At 49.1% G+C, this 21,193-nt stretch carries 22 protein-coding genes and 1 riboswitch; of the genes, 10 read left to right on the plus strand and 12 right to left on the minus strand.

From position 1 onward, the window contains the following. Positions 1 to 162: 162 nt before the first annotated feature. Positions 163 to 588, plus strand: coding sequence for a hypothetical protein (locus tag ACIP6T_RS08835; RefSeq protein ID WP_400456454.1), 426 nt, complete (start codon positions 163 to 165; stop codon positions 586 to 588). A 12-nt stretch (positions 589 to 600) separates the two neighbouring features. Here the strand turns inward: ACIP6T_RS08835 and ACIP6T_RS08840 are convergent, their stop codons facing one another. The 4 genes from ACIP6T_RS08840 to ACIP6T_RS08855 form a co-directional block, all read right to left on the minus strand. Beyond that, positions 601 to 1,218, minus strand: a complete 618-nt coding sequence (locus tag ACIP6T_RS08840) for a recombinase family protein (RefSeq protein ID WP_400456456.1) — start codon at positions 1,216 to 1,218, stop codon at positions 601 to 603. A gap of 453 nt (positions 1,219 to 1,671) precedes the next feature. Then, entirely contained in the window at positions 1,672 to 2,688 is a 1,017-nt protein-coding gene (locus ACIP6T_RS08845) for a Shedu immune nuclease family protein (RefSeq protein ID WP_400456458.1), read from the minus strand. A gap of 2 nt (positions 2,689 to 2,690) precedes the next feature. Continuing rightward, positions 2,691 to 3,023, minus strand: a complete 333-nt coding sequence (locus tag ACIP6T_RS08850) for a hypothetical protein (RefSeq protein WP_400456459.1) — start codon at positions 3,021 to 3,023, stop codon at positions 2,691 to 2,693. A gap of 71 nt (positions 3,024 to 3,094) precedes the next feature. Continuing rightward, positions 3,095 to 3,280, minus strand: a complete 186-nt coding sequence (locus ACIP6T_RS08855) for a hypothetical protein (RefSeq protein ID WP_400456461.1) — start codon at positions 3,278 to 3,280, stop codon at positions 3,095 to 3,097. A gap of 244 nt (positions 3,281 to 3,524) precedes the next feature. On the opposite strand from ACIP6T_RS08855, the gene ACIP6T_RS08860 reads away from it, so the two are divergent. Beyond that, entirely contained in the window at positions 3,525 to 3,854 is a 330-nt protein-coding gene (locus tag ACIP6T_RS08860) for a hypothetical protein (protein ID WP_312158454.1), read from the plus strand. Here ACIP6T_RS08860 and ACIP6T_RS08865 read toward each other — a convergent pair. Both ACIP6T_RS08865 and ACIP6T_RS08870 read right to left on the minus strand, forming a co-directional pair. Then, entirely contained in the window at positions 3,851 to 4,591 is a 741-nt protein-coding gene (locus ACIP6T_RS08865; RefSeq protein ID WP_400456463.1) for a DUF2971 domain-containing protein, read from the minus strand. The two genes, ACIP6T_RS08860 and ACIP6T_RS08865, sit on opposite strands and share 4 nt — an antisense overlap. Before the next feature lie 44 nt (positions 4,592 to 4,635). After that, positions 4,636 to 5,934: a tyrosine-type recombinase/integrase gene (locus ACIP6T_RS08870; protein ID WP_400456465.1), complete on the minus strand. Its 1,299-nt coding sequence runs from the start codon at positions 5,932 to 5,934 to the stop codon at positions 4,636 to 4,638. An 82-nt stretch (positions 5,935 to 6,016) separates the two neighbouring features. Then, a riboswitch (TPP riboswitch) is annotated at positions 6,017 to 6,115 on the minus strand. 235 nt (positions 6,116 to 6,350) lie between these two features. Between ACIP6T_RS08870 and ACIP6T_RS08875 the strand changes: the two genes are divergently transcribed. Beyond that, positions 6,351 to 6,554 carry a hypothetical protein gene (locus tag ACIP6T_RS08875; protein WP_097096670.1) on the plus strand — a complete coding sequence of 68 codons (204 nt, stop codon included), beginning with the start codon at positions 6,351 to 6,353 and terminating at the stop codon, positions 6,552 to 6,554. Between the two features lie 68 nt (positions 6,555 to 6,622). Here ACIP6T_RS08875 and ahpF read toward each other — a convergent pair whose 3' ends face one another. Further along, positions 6,623 to 8,191, minus strand: a complete 1,569-nt coding sequence (gene ahpF / locus ACIP6T_RS08880; protein ID WP_345828993.1) for an alkyl hydroperoxide reductase subunit F — start codon at positions 8,189 to 8,191, stop codon at positions 6,623 to 6,625. A gap of 71 nt (positions 8,192 to 8,262) precedes the next feature. Next, entirely contained in the window at positions 8,263 to 8,826 is a 564-nt protein-coding gene (gene ahpC, locus ACIP6T_RS08885; protein WP_007889514.1) for an alkyl hydroperoxide reductase subunit C, read from the minus strand. 314 nt (positions 8,827 to 9,140) lie between these two features. Here ahpC and ACIP6T_RS08890 point away from each other — a divergent pair, with 314 nt between their 5' ends. Continuing rightward, positions 9,141 to 9,593: a GNAT family N-acetyltransferase gene (locus ACIP6T_RS08890; protein WP_345828991.1), complete on the plus strand. Its 453-nt coding sequence runs from the start codon at positions 9,141 to 9,143 to the stop codon at positions 9,591 to 9,593. Here the strand turns inward: ACIP6T_RS08890 and apbC are convergent. Further along, entirely contained in the window at positions 9,590 to 10,702 is a 1,113-nt protein-coding gene (gene apbC, locus ACIP6T_RS08895) for an iron-sulfur cluster carrier protein ApbC (protein WP_097096667.1), read from the minus strand. The two genes, ACIP6T_RS08890 and apbC, sit on opposite strands and share 4 nt — an antisense overlap. 161 nt (positions 10,703 to 10,863) lie before the next feature. Here apbC and metG point away from each other — a divergent pair, with 161 nt between their 5' ends. Next, entirely contained in the window at positions 10,864 to 12,897 is a 2,034-nt protein-coding gene (metG, locus tag ACIP6T_RS08900) for a methionine--tRNA ligase (RefSeq protein WP_400456469.1), read from the plus strand. Positions 12,898 to 13,225: 328 nt separating this feature from the next. On the opposite strand, the gene ACIP6T_RS08905 is transcribed toward metG, so the two are convergent. After that, on the minus strand, positions 13,226 to 13,585 hold the full coding sequence (locus ACIP6T_RS08905; RefSeq protein ID WP_400456471.1) for an endonuclease domain-containing protein: 360 nt from the start codon (positions 13,583 to 13,585) through the stop codon (positions 13,226 to 13,228). A gap of 152 nt (positions 13,586 to 13,737) precedes the next feature. Here ACIP6T_RS08905 and ACIP6T_RS08910 point away from each other — a divergent pair, with 152 nt between their 5' ends. From ACIP6T_RS08910 to sanA, 5 genes are all read left to right on the plus strand, one after another. After that, complete coding sequence (locus tag ACIP6T_RS08910) at positions 13,738 to 14,121, plus strand: CidA/LrgA family protein (protein WP_097096665.1); 384 nt, start codon at positions 13,738 to 13,740, stop codon at positions 14,119 to 14,121. Continuing rightward, positions 14,114 to 14,806 (plus strand): CidB/LrgB family autolysis modulator, encoded by a 693-nt coding sequence (locus tag ACIP6T_RS08915; RefSeq protein ID WP_097096664.1) that lies wholly within the window; start codon positions 14,114 to 14,116, stop codon positions 14,804 to 14,806. Before ACIP6T_RS08910 ends, ACIP6T_RS08915 begins: the two co-directional genes overlap by 8 nt. Positions 14,807 to 14,930: 124 nt before the next feature. Beyond that, a complete protein-coding gene (gene cdd / locus ACIP6T_RS08920) occupies positions 14,931 to 15,827 on the plus strand; it encodes a cytidine deaminase (RefSeq protein WP_400456474.1) in 897 nt (298 codons plus the stop codon). 160 nt (positions 15,828 to 15,987) lie between these two features. Continuing rightward, positions 15,988 to 17,685, plus strand: coding sequence for an NAD-dependent malic enzyme (locus tag ACIP6T_RS08925; protein WP_345828979.1), 1,698 nt, complete (start codon positions 15,988 to 15,990; stop codon positions 17,683 to 17,685). Between the two features lie 135 nt (positions 17,686 to 17,820). After that, positions 17,821 to 18,540, plus strand: coding sequence for an outer membrane permeability protein SanA (gene sanA, locus ACIP6T_RS08930; protein WP_097097677.1), 720 nt, complete (start codon positions 17,821 to 17,823; stop codon positions 18,538 to 18,540). A 41-nt stretch (positions 18,541 to 18,581) separates the two neighbouring features. Here the strand turns inward: sanA and mglC are convergent, their stop codons facing one another. Together mglC and mglA are read right to left on the minus strand one after the other, a co-directional pair. Beyond that, the gene (gene mglC, locus ACIP6T_RS08935) at positions 18,582 to 19,592 is read right to left on the minus strand and encodes a galactose/methyl galactoside ABC transporter permease MglC (RefSeq protein WP_097096661.1); all 1,011 of its coding nucleotides are present in this window, start codon (positions 19,590 to 19,592) and stop codon (positions 18,582 to 18,584) included. An 18-nt stretch (positions 19,593 to 19,610) separates the two neighbouring features. Next, positions 19,611 to 21,131, minus strand: coding sequence for a galactose/methyl galactoside ABC transporter ATP-binding protein MglA (gene mglA, locus ACIP6T_RS08940; protein WP_400456477.1), 1,521 nt, complete (start codon positions 21,129 to 21,131; stop codon positions 19,611 to 19,613). Positions 21,132 to 21,193: the final 62 nt, after the last annotated feature.

The following is a 21,193-nucleotide window of genomic DNA, read 5'->3' on the forward strand; positions in this document are numbered from 1 at the left end:
ACAACTCTTCGTTAAAAATTATATTCAAAACACGGCATTTCATACCGCAGTTTGACCCACGGGTCACACCACTATTTAGTTTTAATTTTATAATCAACAGGAGTAACTAAGCCACGGCATACAGCCGATGCATCAGATCACCGTAGACTTACAGGAGGCCATTTGGCAGCTAACAAACGATACAAACAGAACTTAGATACCTTCCTTGCAGATCCCGCAATAAATGAGCGCATCAGCGCCATCAGGAGCGATTTAAACAAGGTTGACAATATGAGATTACAAGAACAACCTGAAGCACCTGAGAAGGCCAGACAGAAGCTAATACCGTGCCCACGCCGTATTGATGGGACACCTCTCATCGAGTATGCAACAGGCTACCTGATTCATCAGGATAACTTCGAAGATTATGTGAGTGGAAAGCGTAAGCTACCGGATGAGCAACGCGAACAGGTAGACGCAGAGAGCATCAAGGAAAGTTGGGAATGGTTTGTTGTGAAATGGCGAACAGCTTGGACATTGGAGAGTTGGGATTTTAAGGCGTGGCCTTGCACTTTGGCAGATGATTTACGGCAGGTGCACCACCCGTAAGGCAACGCGGCGTTATGCCGCTGCCAGTTCTTTTTTGATACGATAGAACGTAGCACGACTAATACCAGCAGCTTTCATCACTCGATTAGGCTCTACGCCCTTCTCCAGCAGATCACGCACCATCTCACGCGCTTCCTCATCCTTCGGTTTACCATTGTAAACGCCAGCAGATTTAGCTTTCTCAATACCTTGAGCCTGACGCGCACGGCGTGTCTCATAGTCCTGACGGGCTTGAACGGCGATCATTTCAATCATCATATCGTTTACAGCTCGCATGATCCCATCGATCAATGCGTTGCTCTCAGCTTGCAGCAGGTTCCAAGAAGTAGGCAAGTCAATCACAACCAGCTTCAATCCCTTATCCTCAATGGTGCGCTTTAGCACTTTCCATTGTGACGCCTCAAGACGGCTCAAGCGGTCGATACTCTCCACCAGCAGCACATCTCCAGCTTTACTATCAGACAATAGCTTATCCAGTTCAGGACGTGCCAGCTTTGCACCTGAAGCATTCTCTACATACTCACCGCCGATGTGCCAACCACGAGCGCCAGCGAACTCACGCAGTGAAGGCAGCGCACGAGAGCTATCCTGTCCAGCAGTAGAAGCACGAGCATAAATCAATGTATTCATCTTAAAGTCTCACAAAGGTTAATCTCAATAACCATAATGATACACACCTCACTTTATGTAGTCAATAGAGTATTATATCCACCCTAAAGATACAATTCTCACAGCTATCTATTGGGTATACTTAAATGAGACAGATTTACCATCAGATATTTGAAAGGCGTCTGCGCCAGATTTTGGGCGGGGGAAAAATTCGCGTTAGGTAGTCAGAAAGTGACAGCTACAGGCAACACTACATGACAACTAAGATTGCGGCGTGGGAATTTGGGGGTTGGTTTACTATAGGGGGCGTCAAAATTTTTTGGTAATCGCTAATAGTATTAATTAATGGGGTAACAGAAGGTATCGGGGAGCGAAAAAAGTTAGAATTTTTATATACATATAGTTAAAATCGCCTTAGCAGGCGAAATGAATTAATTCTCTAACACTAGGGAATTAATCACTTTATGACAAAAATCACTCAGGAAGAACTAACGTTGATGTTAGTTTATCTTCGATCACCTCAGCACTTTTAACGATATATCGTGATCTTTCAAGCAACTCATCATAAAAGAGTATGTCGATATTTTTTAAATTCCTACGATATAGCTCTAAAGTTTTCCTTTTTATTGCTTTTTCTTTATCCGTCCCTTCGATTGAAGAAAGAGAGCCTATAATGAGAATGCACTCAGCATCAAATGTTTCTTCGCGAATCAAATTACCATCAGCAGTATAGTTACGAGTTTGACTTTCAATTTCCCAATTGGCTTTCTGTGCAATAATTTGACTCACTGCATCCGTTAATTCGCTTGATAAAAACCAAGTGTCAGACCTACCCTGACGTTTCGTGAAAAGCTTCGTCGTTGGTGTTTTCAATTCAACTATTTTAGTATAACGGGAATCTGACATCAGAAAATCAGTAATGACATCATTTGCGCCATTTAGATCAGTCTTTGAGACATGGGCTTCACGTTGTAATATCTTAAGATATTTATAAGTCAGCCCATAACCAAAAATCCACTCATTACGCTCAAAGAATTTTTGCCAATCAGGCTCATTGTATTGATCTGACTTCTTAAGCATATCTTCATATTCTGCCAAGGAGTCTTTTCTGCCAAGGATGGTATTAATATCATTGTGGGTTAACTTCTTGCTAACCAAATGCTGTAGGGCCATGATTAAGGATGCATTATCTGTATTTTCCAGGATATTAATCACCTCCTGATAATTACCTTTAACTTCAACAAAGCGTCCAGTTGACAGCGATTCGTGATCGCAAATGATACTATATTTCGAAAGGTGATGATGTAACTCTCGCAAATTTTGAACATTCAATTTGCAAGTAAATTTTGACACACCTGTATTCGAGCACAAAGCATAAAAGTTTGCTGATAAATCTGCCACATTCTTTTCACAAGAATCAAGACCAGATATATTTAACATTAACTCATTATTATCATCACTTCCAATAATATAAGAATGATCAAGACTCATAATCACACCTTAGCAATAACATTCAAGTAGTAATCAGATTCTGGTCTATATTTATCATCAATTGGAAAATCAGGCTCACCACTCAAAATTACAACATCAGTGATTGACTCTATATCAAATTGGCGAAACTCGGGGAAATTAACTTCACTATCTGTTACACCAGACGTCTGAACTATATGCAGCTTGGTAGTTTCAACGCCATCAGATTTTCGACGAAGTATATATATTGCGTGCACATTACCTACACGCTCTCCGCTCACCTTGCCGGGCTTATTGTATTGAAAGGATATTGGTTTGCGGCTAATAACAGACTCTCTTAAAAGCTTTAGACTCATTTCAACATCCTTTTGCAGTAAGATAGCTTAATGTGATTTTGAGAGGTTTCTTATTGACCATCTGAACATATCTAAATGTCATCAAACATGTCAATGTATTTTGAATGATTATTGACCGTTGATTTTATGTCATTGTCCCATAAGTCGCCTTCATCTATTAGAGACTCGATGAATCGCCGTTGTTGTTCAGATAATTCCCAACCATCCAGCGGCGTTTTTACTGCTTCACCCTCTTCTACTTCTAAAGCATCATCCATAACACACTACCCCAAAAGAGAAAACAACTTCCAAACATTAACATCCATGCAGTTCTACGGGTCATTTTACACGCCTTAATTGATAGGATTAATAGATCATTATTATTATATTGATCGGCATTAACGATCAATGTTTATCATTCCCTTACCATTTTCATTAGCATTTTTTGTGTATTTTATTTCAACTTGCATTGAGGCAGATTGAACGCAACTGTATATAAAAACAGTATATGTGAGTTGTGAAATGGGTAACAAAGACGGATTTGATCCGAGCATCACGCGCGGCGTGCAATTCTATCGGGAGCATGGGGAACGGGTCACAGTAGTTCATAGAGGCGGCTATCTGGAACGCATTGATCAGGGGGCTGTGGTGTTGTTTGAGACTAAGCGTGTAGAGGATAAACGCTTGTATTGGTTTGGGCGTGTCACAAACACAGCCTTTTGGTTAGTGCTGGAAACGCCAGTGACAATCTTTGAGGTGGGCATGTGGTTTACCCACCACCAGATGATGCTAGATGCGCATAACGGCAACCTTGATGAATTCTGCGACATGCAAGGCGAATTACCGTTTTAAATATATTCAATATCATCATCATCGGGATAATCTATACCAAAGGAATAGCTATTGTTCCTTATTGATAATGAAACCAATTCGATATCAGAGTTTATGTTACCTTGAATCACTTCAAGTAAATGCCTTTGATGGATATCCATTCTACCACCGATAAATATTCTTGAAATTGAGGTGGGATCATAGGAGTGCAACCCCTTAGACTGGATCGAGTCGCCTTCATTATTAATATCCCCAATTAACACTATTCGAAACTCATCTTCATATTCCCATGATGAATGTTTTTTAAACATTACATCTACGTCAAATATTTGGATAAAATCATTAAATTCATGAATTCTATCTTCGTAAGTCACTGAATCTGAGAAAACAAGCTGATTCTCTCTTGTTCTTAGTGAGGAAAGCAGTTTTTGAGTATTAAACTCAATGCAAATCCCTGAGAATTGATTAGCGTAATGTGACCACATGAGCGAAGTAGTTTTGAAATTACCCTTATCAAGAGGGGAAACTTTACTAAAACTACAGACCGCAGATTTACTGATACTCTTTTTTATCACATCATCAAATCTGTAGTTGTGGGCGTCTTTGCTGAATATGAGTTTTGCAGCTACTTCGTAAGACGCCTCAAATGGATCATTTAAACTTGCAAAATCTGAAAACCAAAGATTAGAACTGTTTAGCGCTGATAGGTTATTAATATTTAGCGCTTGGTATTTATAAATGTATTCAGGCGTGTCCATTATGCCACCTCATTTAAGAGCTTGTAGAAAAGAGGAACGAATTTTTATATGCAGTCCCAATTCAAACCATCAATAACATAGCATATTGTTGAAAGAGGAAACGAGTGCAAGTATCGCTTTGTTACGCCAATCCCCGTCATTTGATGTCCTAATGTTGCCTGAAGATGCGCAACGTTTTTCACCCAACCAGCCATTGAGGTTGTGGCTACAGCATGACGCATTGAATGAAGCAACCTTCTTTGCTGGTGATCATCAAGATAGGGAATACCAAGTTGATCCCTGATATCCGAGAAAGTTTTACCAATCTTTGTCATGTTGCTTCCTGAGACATCAGGGAAAAGAACATCATCACACTGTGCTACAAAATCCAAGAAGCCCCATTCAATCAAGTGCAAATGTATAACCACTCTACGGGTTGCATTGTCTGTCTTACCCTGCCCACCTTCAGCAATAAGTAGATAATGACGTTTGCTGTCTTCGTCATACTTGATTTGGTGCTTACGTAATGTGGCAATCTCTGCCCTTCTACACCCTGTGTAAGCAAGCAGCAGCATTATCCATTTCTCCCAGCCCTCCGGCTGCTCAATAGCCCACTGAACAAACTTCCTCATCTCAGATGCAGAGTAAGCGCCATACCGTGCTTTAGAGGCTGAAGCGGAGATCCCGTCTGTAGGACTCTTTTCAAGTATTCCCTTGTCATCTGTAAGGAAGGTTTTGAACAGACTTTTGTAGATCTTCAGATGCTTATGCATCGCCTCATCACCCACAAGATCAGCCTCTGGAACATCTTCAAGTGCAATCAATTGTTCTAACGTCATTGAGCGGTATGGCTGCACTACGCGCTTAGGCAGATTTTCAACAACTTCCATTACTTGCTTTATATCCTGTTTATTGACTGTGATTACATCCTTATCCCTACCTAGCACAACAAACAAAACTTCCATAAAGCGCTCATTGGCCTGTGATATTCCACGACTCCACTTTGTGCCTTTAGCCGCCTTATACATTTCCCAGGCTTTGACGAGTGACAAGCCAGACTTTACCTCTTTAGGCTTCACAGCTTTCTCTGATTTTGATTTACCACCTGCAAACGAAAGAACGCTTTTCAAATCACCTGCTATTGAGGATTTGATTGCATCAATGCGTTTTGTGAAATCTGTTAGTGCAAGAGTTTGATCTTGGACAAATGGAACCAGAGGAATTAGCGAGGCCATTATTGCGCTGGCAACACGATAGCTATCAGTGTCGAGGCTACGTTTAAAAGATTTACCGTCAGAAAAGCGGAATTGGATGTAATACGTATTTGAACGCTGAAACGTATAGCGAAGAGATTTATACCCCACAATGTCACCCTCATTTGACCTCAGTGAAAAACAGAGAGCAATGAGAGATAAGTAACCCATTGTTTTTACTCAAAACGGGTTACAATTCCTTCTTTGACGGTGGCCCTACGCTGGCATTATCCAGATCAGGTCAGCGGGTGTATCTCAGCCCTGTGTTACAGGGGCACCCCGAGTCATAGCATGAATGTATTGCTTCATGCCGCAGACAGGATAATGGCAGCATCGGAGCTTGTAAATCAGTGGATGCCTCGTTCATTCATCCTGAGCAAACGAGGACGTTCCACGCCACACCACCTTAAAATCGAGACCTGTCTGAATAACGCTTGATAAATATCAAGCCCATCTCGCGTGAAAATCGGCCTAATGGCATCCCGGATTTAAAGACAGACACCGCCCACCCCAATCCGGTAGCGATAATGAAATTAAAATTCTTCAGCTTTATTCCGCATGCACATCGATGGCGCAACGTCCAAATATCCCGTAAAGGCGCAATTTCGCCAGCGGGTCGCCACTATTTTTCTACTCATGTAGAAGCACAATGCAAAAGCTGCGGTGAACGACTGCATAAAGTCTATTACCGCGATATCAGCGATGCCGAAGCAAAACGCTGGTTAGGCTAAGGACGTATAAAGATAAAAAAAAGCCCCGCAACACAGGTTACGGGGCTATTGCGTGGCTATCGCAAAAATTATTCAGCCGGTTTAGTACGAATCAGATAATCAAAGGCGCTGAGTGAGGCTTTCGCACCTTCACCGCTGGCGATGATGATCTGCTTATATGGCACCGTGGTGCAGTCGCCGGCGGCGAATACGCCTTTCAGGCTGGTTTCGCACTTGGCATCAATAATGATTTCGCCCATTTTAGTGCGCTCAACCGCACCTTCCAGCCAGGTGGTGTTTGGCAGCAGGCCAATTTGCACGAAGATACCGCTCAGCGCGATTTCATGGCTGGTTTGGTTATTACGATCGATGTAGGTCAGGCTGGTAACCTTACTACCGTCACCTTTCACTTCCGTGGTCTGCGCATTCAGAATTACGTCGACGTTTTTCAGGCTGCGCAGTTTGTCCTGCAGCACTTTATCGGCGCGCATTTCGCTGGCAAATTCCAGCAGCGTGACGTGCTCAACAATGCCGGCCAGATCGATCGCCGCTTCAACTCCTGAGTTACCGCCGCCGATCACCGCCGTGCGTTTACCTTTGAACAGCGGACCGTCGCAGTGCGGGCAATAGGTGACGCCCTTGGTGCGATACTGCTCTTCGCCCGGTACGCCCATGTTGCGCCAGCGCGCCCCGGTGGCAATGATAATGCTGCGAGATTTCAGTACCGCGCCGGATGCGGTTTCAATCGCGTGCAGACCGCCCTCTTTCGCCGCAGGAATCAGCTTAATGGCGCTCTGGGTATCAATCACATCCACGTCGTAATCATCAACGTGAGCGCGCAATGAACCAGCCAGCTTGGCGCCTTCGGTTTTCGGCACGGAGATGTAGTTTTCAATGTCGACGGTGTCGAGCACCTGGCCACCAAAGCGTTCGCCCATCAGGCCAGTACGAATACCTTTACGTGCCGAGTAGATGGCCGCTGCTGCGCCCGCTGGGCCGCTGCCGACGATCAGCACTTCATAGGCATCACGTTTGTTCAGCTCTTCCGCCGCGCGTTTATCGGCGTTGGTGTCCACTTTACCGACGATTTCCGCCAGGCTCAGACGGCCCTGACCGAACTCTTTGCCATTCAGAAATACCGCTGGCACGCCCATCACGTTGCGTTCGGTGATTTCGTTCTGGAACATACCGCCATCAATCGCGGTATGGCTGATGCGCGGATTCAGTACCGCCATCAGGTTCAGCGCCTGTACCACGTCAGGACAGTTGTGGCACGACAGTGAATAATAGGTTTCGAAATGGAAGTCACCTTCCAGCGCTACCACTTGATCCAGCAGGCTCTGCGCTTCTTTCGAAGGGTGTCCACCGGTTTGCAGCAGGGCTAAAACCAGTGAAGTGAATTCATGGCCCATTGGCGAACCGGCAAAGCGCGGACCGCTCTGGCTGCCTGGGTTAGTAATCAGGAAAGAGGGTTTACGCACCGGACGATCGTTCTCTTCACGGAAGCTGACTTTATCTGACAAGCTCGCGATATCGACCAGCAGAGTACGGATCTCTGCCGATTTAGCGCCATCATCCAATGTGGCAATCAACTCAACCGGTTTCGTTAGTTTCTCAAGGTAAGCCTTGAGCTGGGTTTTTAAATTGGTGTCGAGCATAGTGAGTTCCTGTCATGAAAATCGGGTGCCGTAGCACCCGATAGAGAAAGATCGAATGGCGTGATGTTGGCTTAGATTTTGCCAACCAGGTCCAGTGATGGAGCCAGCGTTGCTTCGCCTTCTTTCCATTTTGCCGGGCAAACTTCGCCTGGGTGAGAAGCCACGTACTGTGCTGCTTTCACTTTGCGGATCAGGTCTGATGCGTCACGGCCAATGCCTTCTGCGGTGATTTCGATCGCCTGAATGATGCCTTCCGGGTCAACGATGAAGGTACCACGGTCTGCCAGGCCTTCGTCTTCACGCATGATTTCGAAGTTACGGGTCAGCGCGCCAGTTGGGTCACCGATCATCGCGTATTTGATTTTTGCGATGGTGTCAGAAGAACCGTGCCAGGCTTTGTGGGTAAAGTGCGTGTCGGTAGAAACAGAGTAGATATCTACGCCCAGTTTCTGGAACTCTTCATGATGGTCTGCAACGTCACCCAGTTCGGTTGGGCATACGAAGGTGAAGTCAGCCGGGTAGAAGAAGAAAACACTCCATTTACCTTCAACGTCTTTCTCGGTGACTTCGATGAATTCGCCGTTTTTGAACGCTGCGTTTTTAAATGGTTTGATCTTGGTATTAATGATGGACATGGTGACCTCCGTTAAAAGATGTGATGCAAGTTACAGAATTTTCGGGCCAACTTCTAATATGCAGACGTTATCAATCAGATAACCAAAAGCTATCAAAGCGCCGACGCCAGATTTCATGCGGCTCGCGCGGGCATTCTACACAAAAAAGCCGTTGTTCTGACAGGCTTTATCTTTTCGGCGTGAAACTGCTACTTTTGACTGATGGCTTAATCATTAACTGGTCGCCATGAATGGCGCCCCTACATTTGACCCGTGAGGATTTCGTAGGGTGCGCATTTATGCGCACCTGCAAATCACGAGAATGGAGTTGTTGAGTGCATATACGTTTTTTTGACGAAGCCGATCGCCCTTTTCTGCGCACGCTGTATCTGGCCGCGCGTCGCCATAACTGGACGTGGCTGGCTGGCGATGATTGGCAATTAGAAGATTTTGATGCGGTGATTTTGGGTGAAACCGTGCTGGTAGCCGAGCTGGACGGGCATCGCGTGGGGTTTGCGGCGGTGCTGGATAACGACAACTTCCTGCATAGCCTGTATGTCGATCCGGATGCGCAAGGGCAAGGCGTTGGCAGCGCGCTGCTGGAAAAGGTTCAAGAACGTTTCACCTCCACCGGCGCATTGAAATGCTTGCAAAAGAATCAGGCGGCGATGGATTTTTATCTGAAACACGGCTGGCGGCGTGAAGCGGTTGGCGAAAGTGAGCAGGGAAAATATGTGCTGATGCATTTTCCGCTGGCGGCTCGCGCCAGCGAAAGTGGACGGCGTTAAACCGCGCGGAAAGCAATATCGCCCGGGATGATTTCACCTTGCCAATAGAGCTGTGCCGCGACGCGTCCTGCCAGCTGGCGATACAGCGCGGTAAAATCACTGTCAGGACGGCGCACCACGGTTGGTTCACCATCATCCAGATCTTCACGCAGCGTAATGTGCAGCGGCAGCTGTGCCAGCAGGCGGGTGTGGTAATCCTCCACCAGCTTCTGCGCGCCGCCGGTGCCGAAAATCGGTTCGTGGTGGCCACATTGGCTACAAATGTGCATGCTCATGTTCTCGACCACGCCCAATACCGGTACGCTCACTTTCTCAAACATCACCATGCCTTTGCGTGCATCGATTAACGCGATGTCCTGCGGCGTCGTCACCACTAACGCGCCGGTCACCGGCACGTTCTGCGCCAGCGTGAGCTGAATATCGCCGGTGCCTGGCGGCATATCGAGAATCAAATAGTCGAGATCCGGCCACATGGTTTCGTTCAGCAGCTGCATCAAGGCTTTGCTGGCCATCGGGCCGCGCCACACCATGGCGTTATCGTCGGTTACCAGATAGCCGATGGAGTTGGTTGCCAGGCCGTGCGCCATAATCGGCGCCATGTGCGTGCCATCCGGTGAAGTGGGACGCTGATTTTCGGTGCCGAGCATGTTAGGAATCGACGGGCCGTAAATATCCGCATCAAGAATCCCCACGCGCGCGCCTTCCGCAATCAACGCCAGCGCCATGTTCACTGCGGTGCTGGATTTGCCTACGCCACCTTTGCCAGAGCTCACCGCGATGATATTTTTCACACCGGTCGCACCTGGATGGTTTTTCACGCGCTTCAGCGTGGCAATATCGTGGCGCAGCCGCCAGTCGATGGCGCTGGCATCGGTTAAGCGCAGCAATTCTGCACTGGTTTGCGCTTTCAAAACTTCAAAGGCGCTGGCCCACGCAAACGGCATCACCAGCTCGATATGCAGCTTGTCATCCAGCAGCGCCACGTGGCGCAAAGCTTTCAGCGTGGTGAGGTTGTGTTGCAGCGTCGGATGTTCAAAGTCACTCAGCACGCCGCTGACCAGGGCCCGCAGCGCTTCAGGTGAATGATGTTGCTGGGATTGTGAAGTCATCCCTACTCCTTGTTTTTTCATCTCGCCAGATTGCGGCGGTGTCTGTTCAATAATATCAGATAGGCGCTAAAAGTGACGCGGATGTCCTGTCGTGTTTACGCCAGAGAGTGCTTCGGTTAACATCTAAACCCGATTTTTCTTCAACGGAACGCTACGCAAACATGACTCAAGTCGCTAAAAAAATTCTGGTAACGTGCGCGCTGCCGTACGCAAACGGTTCAATCCATCTCGGTCACATGCTTGAACACATTCAGGCTGACATTTGGGTCCGTTACCAGCGAATGCGTGGCAACCAGGTTCACTTCATCTGTGCTGACGACGCACATGGCACGCCAATCATGCTGAAAGCGCAGCAGTTGGGTGTGGCACCAGAGCAGATGATTGCCGAAATGAAGCAAGAGCACGAGACCGATTTCGCCGGCTTCAACATCGGCTACGACAACTATCACTCGACGCACAGCGATGAGAACCGTCAGCTGTCCGAGCTGATTTATGGTCGTCTGAAAGAGAATGGTTTTATTAAGAACCGTACCATTTCGCAGCTGTACGATCCTGAGAAAGGCATGTTCCTGCCGGACCGTTTCGTCAAGGGCACCTGCCCGAAATGTAAATCACCGGATCAATATGGCGACAACTGCGAAGTGTGCAGCGCGACCTACAGCCCAACCGAGCTGATCGACCCGAAATCGGTGGTTTCTGGCGCTACGCCGGTGCTGCGTGATTCCGAACACTTCTTCTTCGATCTGCCGTCCTTCAGCGCCATGCTGCAGGCGTGGACGCGTTCAGGCGCGCTGCAGGAGCAGGTGGCGAATAAAATGCAGGAGTGGTTCGAATCGGGGTTACAGCAGTGGGATATCTCTCGCGATGCGCCTTACTTTGGCTTCGAAATTCCAGGCGCGCCGGGTAAATACTTCTACGTTTGGCTGGATGCGCCAATCGGCTACATGGGTTCATTTAAAAACCTGTGCGATAAGCGCGGCAATATCGATTTCGACGAGTTCTGGAAGAAAGATTCGGCCACCGAGCTGTATCACTTTATCGGTAAAGATATCGTCTATTTCCACAGCCTGTTCTGGCCGGCAATGCTGGAAGGCAGCCACTTCCGCAAGCCAACCAACCTGTTCGTGCATGGTTATGTAACGGTAAACGGCGCGAAGATGTCGAAATCGCGCGGCACCTTTATTAAAGCCAGCACCTGGCTGCAGCATCTGGATGCCGACAGCCTGCGTTATTACTACGCGGCCAAGCTCTCCTCACGCATCGACGATATCGACCTGAATCTGGAAGATTTCGTGCAGCGCGTGAATGCGGATGTGGTGAATAAAGTGGTTAACCTGGCATCGCGTAACGCGGGCTTCCTGACCAAACGCTTTGGCGGCAAACTGGCGAGCGAGCTGGCCGATCCGGCGCTGTATCAGACCTTTGTTGATGCCTCTGAAAGGATTGGCGAAGCCTGGGCCAGCCGCGAATTTAACCGTGCGATTCGTGAAATCATGGCGCTGGCCGATCTGGCTAACCGCTATGTCGATGAGCAGGCGCCATGGGTGGTGGCGAAACAAGAGGGCCGTGATGCCGATCTGCAAGCCATCTGCTCAATGGGCATCAACCTGTTCCGCGTGCTGATGACCTGGCTGAAGCCGGTGCTGCCATCATTGAGTGAGCGTACTGAAGCCTTCCTGCAGAGCGAACTGAGCTGGGATGCGATTGCGCAACCGCTGCTCGATCACGACGTAGCACCGTTCAAAGCGCTGTATGGCCGTATCGAGATGAGCAAAGTTGAGGCGCTGGTTGAAGCCTCAAAAGAGGACGCGGCGGCGGCAAATAAGCCTGCAGCAACCGGGCCGCTGGCCGATGCGCCAATTGGTGACACCATCACCATTGATGATTTCGCCAAGGTCGATATGCGCGTGGCGCTGATTGAGAAAGCCGAGCTGGTAGACGGTTCTGACAAGCTGCTGCGTCTGGAGCTGGATGTGGGCGGCGAGAAGCGTCAGATCTTCTCTGGTATTCGCGCGGCGTATCCGGATCCTTCCGTGCTGGTTGGCAAAATGACCATCATCATCGCCAACCTCGCGCCGCGTAAAATGCGCTTCGGTATTTCGGAAGGCATGGTGCTGTCAGCCGGTCCGGGCGGAAAAGACCTGTTCGTGCTGTCGGTCGATAGCGGCGCAGTACCGGGAATGCCGGTTAAGTAGGATATTTTGTTTTCCCTCACCCTAGCCCTCTCCCGCGCGCGGGAGAGGGAATAGTTAGGTTGGAGCATTGATTAAATATTCACTTAAAACGGTTCCCTCGCCCGCTTGCGGGAGAGGGAATAGTTAGGTTGGAGCATTGAATCAAATATTCGCTTAAAACGGTTCCCTCGCCCGCTTGCGGGAGAGGGAATGGTTAGGTTGGAGCATTGAATCAAATATTCGCTTAAAACGGTTCCCTCACCCGCTTGCGGGAGAGGGAATGGTTAGGTTGGAGCATTAAATTAAATATTCGCTTAAAACGGTTCCCTCACCCGCTTGCGGGAGAGGGCTAGGGTGAGGGCGCAGGCCGCGGCGTCAGCTGTCGATATATCTCATCCATCACCGCATCAAACTCCTCGAAAACCTGATTATTCCAGAATCGAATCACTCGCCAGCCACTGCGCTGTAAAAATGCCGTTCGTTGTTCATCATAAATTTTTGCCGCATCTTCATTATGTTGCCCGCCATCAAGCTCCACGATTAACAGCCTTTCAATACAGGCGAAATCGACAATATAGCGTCCAATCGGATGCTGGCGCCGAAACTTCACTCCGCACAAATTCCGGTTACGTAAAAAATGCCACAATTGATGCTCCGATTCTGGCATTGCTTTGCGCAGTTCACGCTGACGTGTAACAGCCTTCATCATTCCCCTCTCCCTGAATTTTTTGTCCACCCTACACCCTGCACAGAAGAGGAAAAGAACGCGATGAAAAAGCTGGAATCTACATTCCAATGTGATCGCTAGCACGCTAAGCGCTTAATGCGTATGATGAAGCGCCATGAAAACAGGAGCCTGACATGCCCTCCGTGCTATCTGCCTGCTGGCGCTATCTGCGCGCCTTCATCATTATTTATGCGGCGCTTTACGCCGGAATGGGGATATCTGCCCTGCTCCCAATCACTATTCCCGGTAGCATTATCGGCATGCTGCTGCTGTTCCTACTGCTGGCACTGCAAATTCTGCCGGTTGACTGGGTCAAACCCGGCTGTCATTTGCTGATTCGCTACATGGCACTGCTGTTTGTTCCCATTAGCGTAGGCGTAATGGGTTATACCGACATTCTCACCGCCCAGTTTGGGCCGATTGTGGTGTCGTGCATGGTCAGCACTTTCCTGGTTTTGCTGATTGTCGGCCTGAGCGCAGAACGAATGCAGCGTCCGCAGGAGAAAAACCATGACTGATGCCTGGTGGTCGCTACCGCTGACCGTGATCGCCTATCTGCTGGCGCGCAAGCTGGCGGCGAAAATCAATATTTCCATCGTCAATCCCTTGCTGGTCGCGATGGCGATTGTCATTCCGCTCCTATTGATCACCCACATGCCCTATGCCCGCTATTTTGCTGGCAGCAGCCTGCTGAATCAGCTACTGCAACCCGCCGTGGTCGCGCTGGCCCTGCCGCTGTACGAGCAGATGCATCAAATTCGCGCACGCTGGAAAACCATTATCAGCGTGTGTTTCATTGGCAGCATTACAGCGATGGTGTCAGGCACTGCCATTGCCCTGTGGATGGGCGCGACGCCAGAAATCGCCGCCACTATCATGCCAAAATCGGTTACCACGCCGATTGCGATGGCTGTGTCTGCTTCATTACACGGTATTCCCGCGATTAGTGCGATCTGCGTGCTGATCGCCGGGGTGCTGGGCGCGGTATTTGGTCATATGTTGCTGAATCTGTTTAAGGTGAAGAGCAAATCTTCGCGAGGTTTGGCGATTGGTAACGCTTCGCATGCGTTAGGTACGGCGCGTGCTGCAGAGATCGATTATCAGGAAGGCGCATTCAGCTCTTTAGCGCTGGTGATCTGCGGCATCATTACGTCATTACTGGCACCCTTTCTTTTTCCCCTGTTAATGCATTGGTTTGGCTAAAACTTGCGAGAGATCTCGCAAAGTTGAAACAACCCAATCAGCTTGCATTGTCAGAGCGACTTGGATCACATATAAAACGTCAGGCGGCGCATTGCCGCTAACGCGAAACTGAGGTCATCACATCATGCATCCACGATTCTCTACTGCTTTTTCTGCCCTGCCCGCAGCGCTACAAACGGCGATCCAGCCGCTGCTGGATGCGGCTGATTTCCATGGCGTATTGCGTCCTCAGGATATCGCGCAATTGAAACAGCTTACCGGTCTGGATGATGATGCGCTGGCGCTGGCACTGTTGCCGCTGGCAGCAAGTTGCGCTGTGGCTACCGTTTCGAATTTCAACGTCGGCGCCATTTCTCGCGGCGTTAGCGGCCATTGGTATTTCGGGGCCAATATGGAGTTCCTGCACGCGCCGCTGCAGCAGACGGTACATGCCGAGCAAAGTGCGATTACCCATGCCTGGCTACGCGGTGAAGAGAAATTAGCGGCAATTACCGTCAACTACACGCCGTGCGGCCATTGCCGCCAGTTCATGAATGAGCTTAATAGCGGCACCGCAATTCGCATTAGCTTGCCGGGACGCGCCGTGAGCACGCTCGGTGATTATCTGCCGGATGCGTTTGGCCCCGCTGATTTGAACATCACCGAACGTTTGTTAACGCCGGTCAATCATGGTTTTGCCGTAAAGGGTGATGCATTGCAACAAGCAGCCATTGAGGCCGCAAATCACAGTCACGCACCTTACAGCCAGAGCTACAGCGGCGTAGCACTTCGCAGCCAGAGTGGTAAAACCTTTACGGGCCGCTATGCGGAAAATGCCGCTTTTAACCCAAGCTTGCCACCGTTACAGGCCGCGTTGATTTTAATGAACATGAGCAATGAAGCGCTCGATACTATTCAGCAGGCCGTGCTGGCCGAATCTCAGGGCAGCACGCTAAGTCAGTCGGATGCCACACGCGCGACGCTGGCAGCCCTGGGATGTGAAGATTTCTCACTTACTTTAGTTTCGAAAACATCAGTTTAGTGATCCTTTTACCGCTTTTGTGACCTTCTGTTAACAAAAGCTGTACATCTGCAGGAATTTTCATAGGATCGGGCGCCAGACCCTCTTCACATCCAGATGGACTGGCGTTACCTTTTCTCGGCGATACGTCAGAAAACACTGCAACCGGAGCAAGCACTGCATGGAACTCGACTACGAAAGTAAACGTCCGCTGTATATTCCTTACGCGGGTCCGATCCTGCTGGAATTTCCGCTGTTGAACAAAGGCAGCGCCTTCAGCCTTGAAGAACGTAACGAATTTAACCTAAACGGTCTGCTGCCTGAGGCAGTGGAATCCATTGAAGAGCAGGCAGAACGAGCCTGGCGCCAGTTCCTGGATTTCAAAAACAATAACGACAAGCATGTTTACCTGCGCAACATCCAGGACACCAACGAAACCCTCTTCTACCGACTGCTCGATAATCATCTGGAAGAGATGATGCCGATTATCTACACCCCAACCGTCGGCGCCGCCTGTGAGCACTTCTCAGAAATCTACCGCCGCGCACGTGGTGTATTCATCTCTTATAACAACCGCGATCGCATTGAAGACATGCTGCAAAACGCCACCAAGCAGAATGTGAAGGTGATTGTGGTGACCGATGGCGAGCGTATTCTTGGCCTCGGCGATCTGGGCATTGGCGGCATGGGTATCCCAATCGGTAAGCTGTCGCTGTATACCGCGTGCGGTGGCATCAGCCCGGCTTATACCTTGCCGGTTGTGCTGGACGTAGGTACCAATAACCAGCAGCTGCTGAACGATCCGCTCTACATGGGCTGGCGTCATCCGCGTATCACCGGTGAAGAATACGAAGAATTCGTTAACGAATTCATTCAGGCGGTTAATCGCCGCTGGCCAAATGTGCTGTTGCAGTTTGAAGACTTCGCACAGAAAAACGCCATGCCGCTGCTGGAACGCTATCGTGATGAGATCTGCTGCTTTAACGACGACATTCAGGGCACCGCCGCCGTTACTGTTGGCACCCTAATCGCTGCCAGCCGCGCTGCGGGCAGCCGCCTGTGTGAGCAGAAAGTGGTATTCCTGGGTGCCGGTTCTGCCGGTTGTGGTATCGCCGAGCAGATTATCGCGCAGATGAAATCTGAAGGCTTGAGTGATGATGAAGCCCGCAGCCGGGTGATGATGGTGGACCGTTTTGGTCTGCTGACCGACAAGCTGCCTAATCTGCTTAATTTCCAGAGCAAGCTGGTGCAGAAGAGCGACAGCTTGAAAGAGTGGGACACCAGCAGCGACTCAATTTCTCTGCTGGACGTGGTGCGCAATGCCAAACCAGATATTCTGATCGGCGTGTCTGGCCAGCCTGGCCTGTTCACCGAAGAGATTATCCGCGAGATGCACAAACACACGAAGCGGCCGATCGTTATGCCGTTGTCGAACCCGACGTCACGCGTGGAAGCAACGCCAGCCGACATCATCGCCTGGACCGACGGTGCAGCGCTGGTTGCCACCGGCAGCCCATTCTCGCCGGTGACATGGAAAGGGAAAACCTATCCAATCGCCCAGTGCAATAACTCCTATATCTTCCCTGGAATTGGTTTGGGCGTAATCGCTTCTGGCGCCAGCCGCGTGACGGATTCGATGCTGATGACCGCCAGCCGCGCTTTGGCTGACTGTTCACCGCTGGCGAATGATGGTGAAGGACCGGTTCTGCCGGAAATCAAAGATATTCAGGGCGTTTCGAAGCTGATTGCCATCGAAGTAGGTAAAGCGGCGCAGCTGGCTGGTGTGGCGGTTGTCACTTCAGAAGATGTCTTGTCGAAAGCCGTGAGCAACAACTTCTGGCTGCCGCAGTATCGTCACTATCGCCGTACCTCGATTTAAGTCGCAGCACGATCGGACTTTGCAGGTCCGATCGTGTTTAAAAAAACGCCGGCCAAATGGCGTTTACTTGCTTCCCCCGTCCGCCTCAAGTAGCCTTTAGCCATTCTGAATTCTGCCAACCGAGTGCCCGCGCGCATGATTAAACGCGTATTGTTTGGTCTGTTTTTCATCATCTTATTGGTGGTGGCGACCGCGCTCGGCCTGGATCGCTGGATCAGCTGGAAAACCGCCCCCTTTATTTATGAAGATGTCACCTCGCTGCCGCATCGTCAGGTCGGCGTGGTCTTGGGCACGGCTAAGTATTACCGCACCGGCGTTATCAATCAGTATTACCTCTACCGTATTCAGGGGGCATTGAACGCCTACAATAGCGGCAAGGTAAATTATCTGCTGCTGAGCGGTGATAATGCGCAGCAAAGCTATAACGAGCCAATGACCATGCGTCGTGATTTGATCAAAGCCGGCGTAGCGCCGGCAGATATCGTGCTGGATTATGCCGGTTTTCGCACGCTGGATTCGATTGTGCGCACGCGCAAAGTGTTCGATACCAACGATTTCATCATTATTACCCAGCGTTTTCACTGTGAGCGTGCGTTGTATATTGCGCTGCATTTAGGCATTCAGGCGCAGTGTTATGCGGTACCATCGCCGAAGAATATGTTGTCGGTGCGTTTCCGTGAAGTGGGGGCGCGTTTAGGCGCGCTGGCGGACTTATATTTGATGAAACGTGAACCGCGCTTCCTTGGGCCGTTAGTGCCAATTCCGGCGGTGCATGAAGTCCCTGAGGACGCGCAGAGTTATCCGGCGGTCACGCCAGAGCAGCTGTTAGAGCTGGAAGAGAAGTTACAGAAATAAAAAAGGGTCGCCTGAAGGTGACCCTTTTTTGATGACGTTTGTTACTTCTTACGCGCGTATTTCAACGAATCCAGCGCCACGGCGAAGATGATGATGCCGCCCTTAATAATGTACTGCCAGTAAGGGTTCACGCCGATGTAGGTCAAACCGTAGTTGATGACGGTAAAGATGATTACACCGGTTACCACACCCGCCACTGAACCCACACCCCCGGCAAACGACACGCCGCCGACGACACACGCCGCAATCGCATCCAGCTCATACATAAAACCGAGGTTGTTGGTGGCGCTGCCGATACGGCCCGCTTCCAGCATCCCACCGAACGCGTAGAACACACCCGACAAGGCATAAATCAGAATCAGGTTGAATGGAACGTTTACGCCTGACACTTTTGCGGCTTCCGGGTTACCGCCGATGGCAAAGATGTTGCGACCGAAGCGGGTTTTATTCCACAGCACCCAAACAAAGACGATGGCAATGACGGCGTAGAAGGTGATAAATGACAGTTTAAAATCACCGAAACGCAGGAAGCCCTGGGCAAATTTGGAGAAGCCCGGATCGAAACCGGCAATCGGCGAGGCACCCACAAAGTCGTAATAGAGTGAGTTGATACCGTAAACGATGATCATGGTGCCCAAGGTGGTGATAAATGGCGTTACCTTGAGGTAAGCAATAATCACACCGTTCACCAAACCAATTACACCGCCGATGATGCAAACAGTCAGAATAACTAACGGGATTGGCACGGTATCCAGATGCGGGAACACTTTGTTGGCGTTATCCATGGCCTGCAGCAATGTGGCAGCAACCACCGCCGCTAAGCCCACCTGACGTCCTGCCGAAAGATCGGTACCTTGCGTAACAATCAAGCCGGCAACACCCAGCGCGATAATGATACGCACAGAGGATTGGGTCAGGATATTACTCAGGTTCATTAAACTTAAAAAAGTGGGATCCTGGAAAATAATAATTGCCAGCAGTACAAACAGGACAACATAAATGCCACCCTCTTTTAACCAGGTTAGCGCATTCTTTTTAGTAGTCGCTTTCATGTTAAAGCCCTTGCTTCATTAAAGGTGTAATGACGCTAAACGCAGGATTTCATTCTGCGAGGTCGTTTTGGTATCAACAATGCCCGCTACCTGGCCATTACTCATCACTAAAATACGATCGGTAATACCCAACAGTTCTGGCATTTCAGAAGAGATAATAATGATGCCCTTCTCTTTCTTCGCCAACTCAGCAATCAGTTGGTAAATTTCGAATTTTGCACCCACGTCAATGCCACGCGTTGGCTCATCAAGCATCAATATTTCCGGCTGCGTTAATAACCAGCGACCAATAATTACTTTTTGTTGGTTACCACCGGAAAGCGAGCCAATTTGCGTATGATGACCCGGCGTTTTCACGCGCATTGAATCAATTACCCATTGGGTATCACTCTTCATGCGTTTATTATCGAGCAATCCCATGCTGGATTTATACTTTTTAATATTGGAGATAAGCGAGTTAAAGCCAATATCCAGATAAGCATAAATACCGGTGGAACGACGCTCTTCCGTCACCAGCGCAAAACCGTGATTAATGGCTTCATTGGCGCTGTGGTTATTAATACTTTTCCCGTGCAGCTTAATGGTGCCACCCGACTTTTCGCGAATACCAAACAGGGTTTCGACGATGTCAGTTCGCTTCGCCCCCACCAAACCTGCAATGCCGAGAATCTCCCCTTTATGCAGATCAAATGAGATGTCGCGAATGGAAGGCTGACGCAACGAGGTTAAGTGGCGCACCTCTAGAATGACTTCACCCGGTACGTTCGATTTGTCTGGGAAACGCTGGTTCAATGAACGGCCAACCATCATTGAGATGATTTTGTCCATATCCAACCCTTCCAGCGGCTGGGTAGCAATCCACTGTCCATCACGTAAAATGGTGATCTCATCGCACAGCTGGAAGATCTCTTCCATCTTGTGTGAGATATACACGATGCCGCAGCCACGGTCTTTTAGCTTACGGATGATGGTGAACAGATGGTTTACTTCTTTTTCGGTCAGCGACGAGGTCGGCTCATCCATAATAACGATTTTGGCGTTATACGAGAAAGCTTTGGCGATCTCAATCATCTGCATTTGCGAAACAGACAAGGTGGCGACTTTATCGCGCGGATCGATATCAATATCTAATTCATCAAAGATCGCTTTGGTATCGCGATACATTTTATCCTGATCGACAAACACACCTTTACGCGGATAACGACCAAGCCACATGTTATCCATCACGTTGCGTTGCAAAACCAGGTTTAATTCCTGATGCACCATCGACACGCCATTTTCCAGCGCCTCTTTGGAGCTTTTGCAATCAATTTCCTCACCCTGAAACAGGATGCTCCCCGTATCCTTTTTATAAATCCCAAACAGACATTTTAATAATGTAGATTTCCCGGCACCGTTTTCTCCCATTAATGCATGAACGGAGTGCGGCCGCACTTTTAAATTCACATTATCTAAGGCTTTAACCCCTGGAAATGATTTCGAGACATTCGTCATCTCCAGCAGATATTCACGCTGTGTGGTCGGATTCTCACTGGCCATAATTTACCTGGCTAAATAAAGCGTTGGTCAGATGCAATAAGGCGCGGCGAAGTGCCGCGCCC

Origin of the sequence: Pantoea sp. NPDC088449 (assembly GCF_044753225.1) — a bacterium.
In the GTDB taxonomy this organism is placed as follows: Bacteria; Pseudomonadota; Gammaproteobacteria; order Enterobacterales; family Enterobacteriaceae; genus Pantoea; species Pantoea floridensis.

What these genes read in the sequence shown, in the direction of transcription:
- ACIP6T_RS08840 (WP_400456456.1), bottom strand. Translation starts at nt 1,218, where the DNA reads ATGAATACATTGATTTATGCTCGTGCTTCTACTGCTGGACAGGATAGC.
- ACIP6T_RS08845 (WP_400456458.1), bottom strand. Translation starts at nt 2,688, where the DNA reads ATGAGTCTTGATCATTCTTATATTATTGGAAGTGATGATAATAATGAG.
- ACIP6T_RS08850 (WP_400456459.1), bottom strand. Translation starts at nt 3,023, where the DNA reads ATGAGTCTAAAGCTTTTAAGAGAGTCTGTTATTAGCCGCAAACCAATA.
- ACIP6T_RS08855 (WP_400456461.1), bottom strand. Translation starts at nt 3,280, where the DNA reads ATGGATGATGCTTTAGAAGTAGAAGAGGGTGAAGCAGTAAAAACGCCG.
- ACIP6T_RS08860 (WP_312158454.1), top strand. Translation starts at nt 3,525, where the DNA reads ATGGGTAACAAAGACGGATTTGATCCGAGCATCACGCGCGGCGTGCAA.
- ACIP6T_RS08865 (WP_400456463.1), bottom strand. Translation starts at nt 4,591, where the DNA reads ATGGACACGCCTGAATACATTTATAAATACCAAGCGCTAAATATTAAT.
- ACIP6T_RS08875 (WP_097096670.1), top strand. Translation starts at nt 6,351, where the DNA reads ATGAAATTAAAATTCTTCAGCTTTATTCCGCATGCACATCGATGGCGC.
- ahpF (WP_345828993.1), bottom strand. Translation starts at nt 8,191, where the DNA reads ATGCTCGACACCAATTTAAAAACCCAGCTCAAGGCTTACCTTGAGAAA.
- ahpC (WP_007889514.1), bottom strand. Translation starts at nt 8,826, where the DNA reads ATGTCCATCATTAATACCAAGATCAAACCATTTAAAAACGCAGCGTTC.
- apbC (WP_097096667.1), bottom strand. Translation starts at nt 10,702, where the DNA reads ATGACTTCACAATCCCAGCAACATCATTCACCTGAAGCGCTGCGGGCC.
- metG (WP_400456469.1), top strand. Translation starts at nt 10,864, where the DNA reads ATGACTCAAGTCGCTAAAAAAATTCTGGTAACGTGCGCGCTGCCGTAC.
- ACIP6T_RS08905 (WP_400456471.1), bottom strand. Translation starts at nt 13,585, where the DNA reads ATGATGAAGGCTGTTACACGTCAGCGTGAACTGCGCAAAGCAATGCCA.
- ACIP6T_RS08910 (WP_097096665.1), top strand. Translation starts at nt 13,738, where the DNA reads ATGCCCTCCGTGCTATCTGCCTGCTGGCGCTATCTGCGCGCCTTCATC.
- ACIP6T_RS08915 (WP_097096664.1), top strand. Translation starts at nt 14,114, where the DNA reads ATGACTGATGCCTGGTGGTCGCTACCGCTGACCGTGATCGCCTATCTG.
- cdd (WP_400456474.1), top strand. Translation starts at nt 14,931, where the DNA reads ATGCATCCACGATTCTCTACTGCTTTTTCTGCCCTGCCCGCAGCGCTA.
- ACIP6T_RS08925 (WP_345828979.1), top strand. Translation starts at nt 15,988, where the DNA reads ATGGAACTCGACTACGAAAGTAAACGTCCGCTGTATATTCCTTACGCG.
- sanA (WP_097097677.1), top strand. Translation starts at nt 17,821, where the DNA reads ATGATTAAACGCGTATTGTTTGGTCTGTTTTTCATCATCTTATTGGTG.
- mglC (WP_097096661.1), bottom strand. Translation starts at nt 19,592, where the DNA reads ATGAAAGCGACTACTAAAAAGAATGCGCTAACCTGGTTAAAAGAGGGT.
- mglA (WP_400456477.1), bottom strand. Translation starts at nt 21,131, where the DNA reads ATGGCCAGTGAGAATCCGACCACACAGCGTGAATATCTGCTGGAGATG.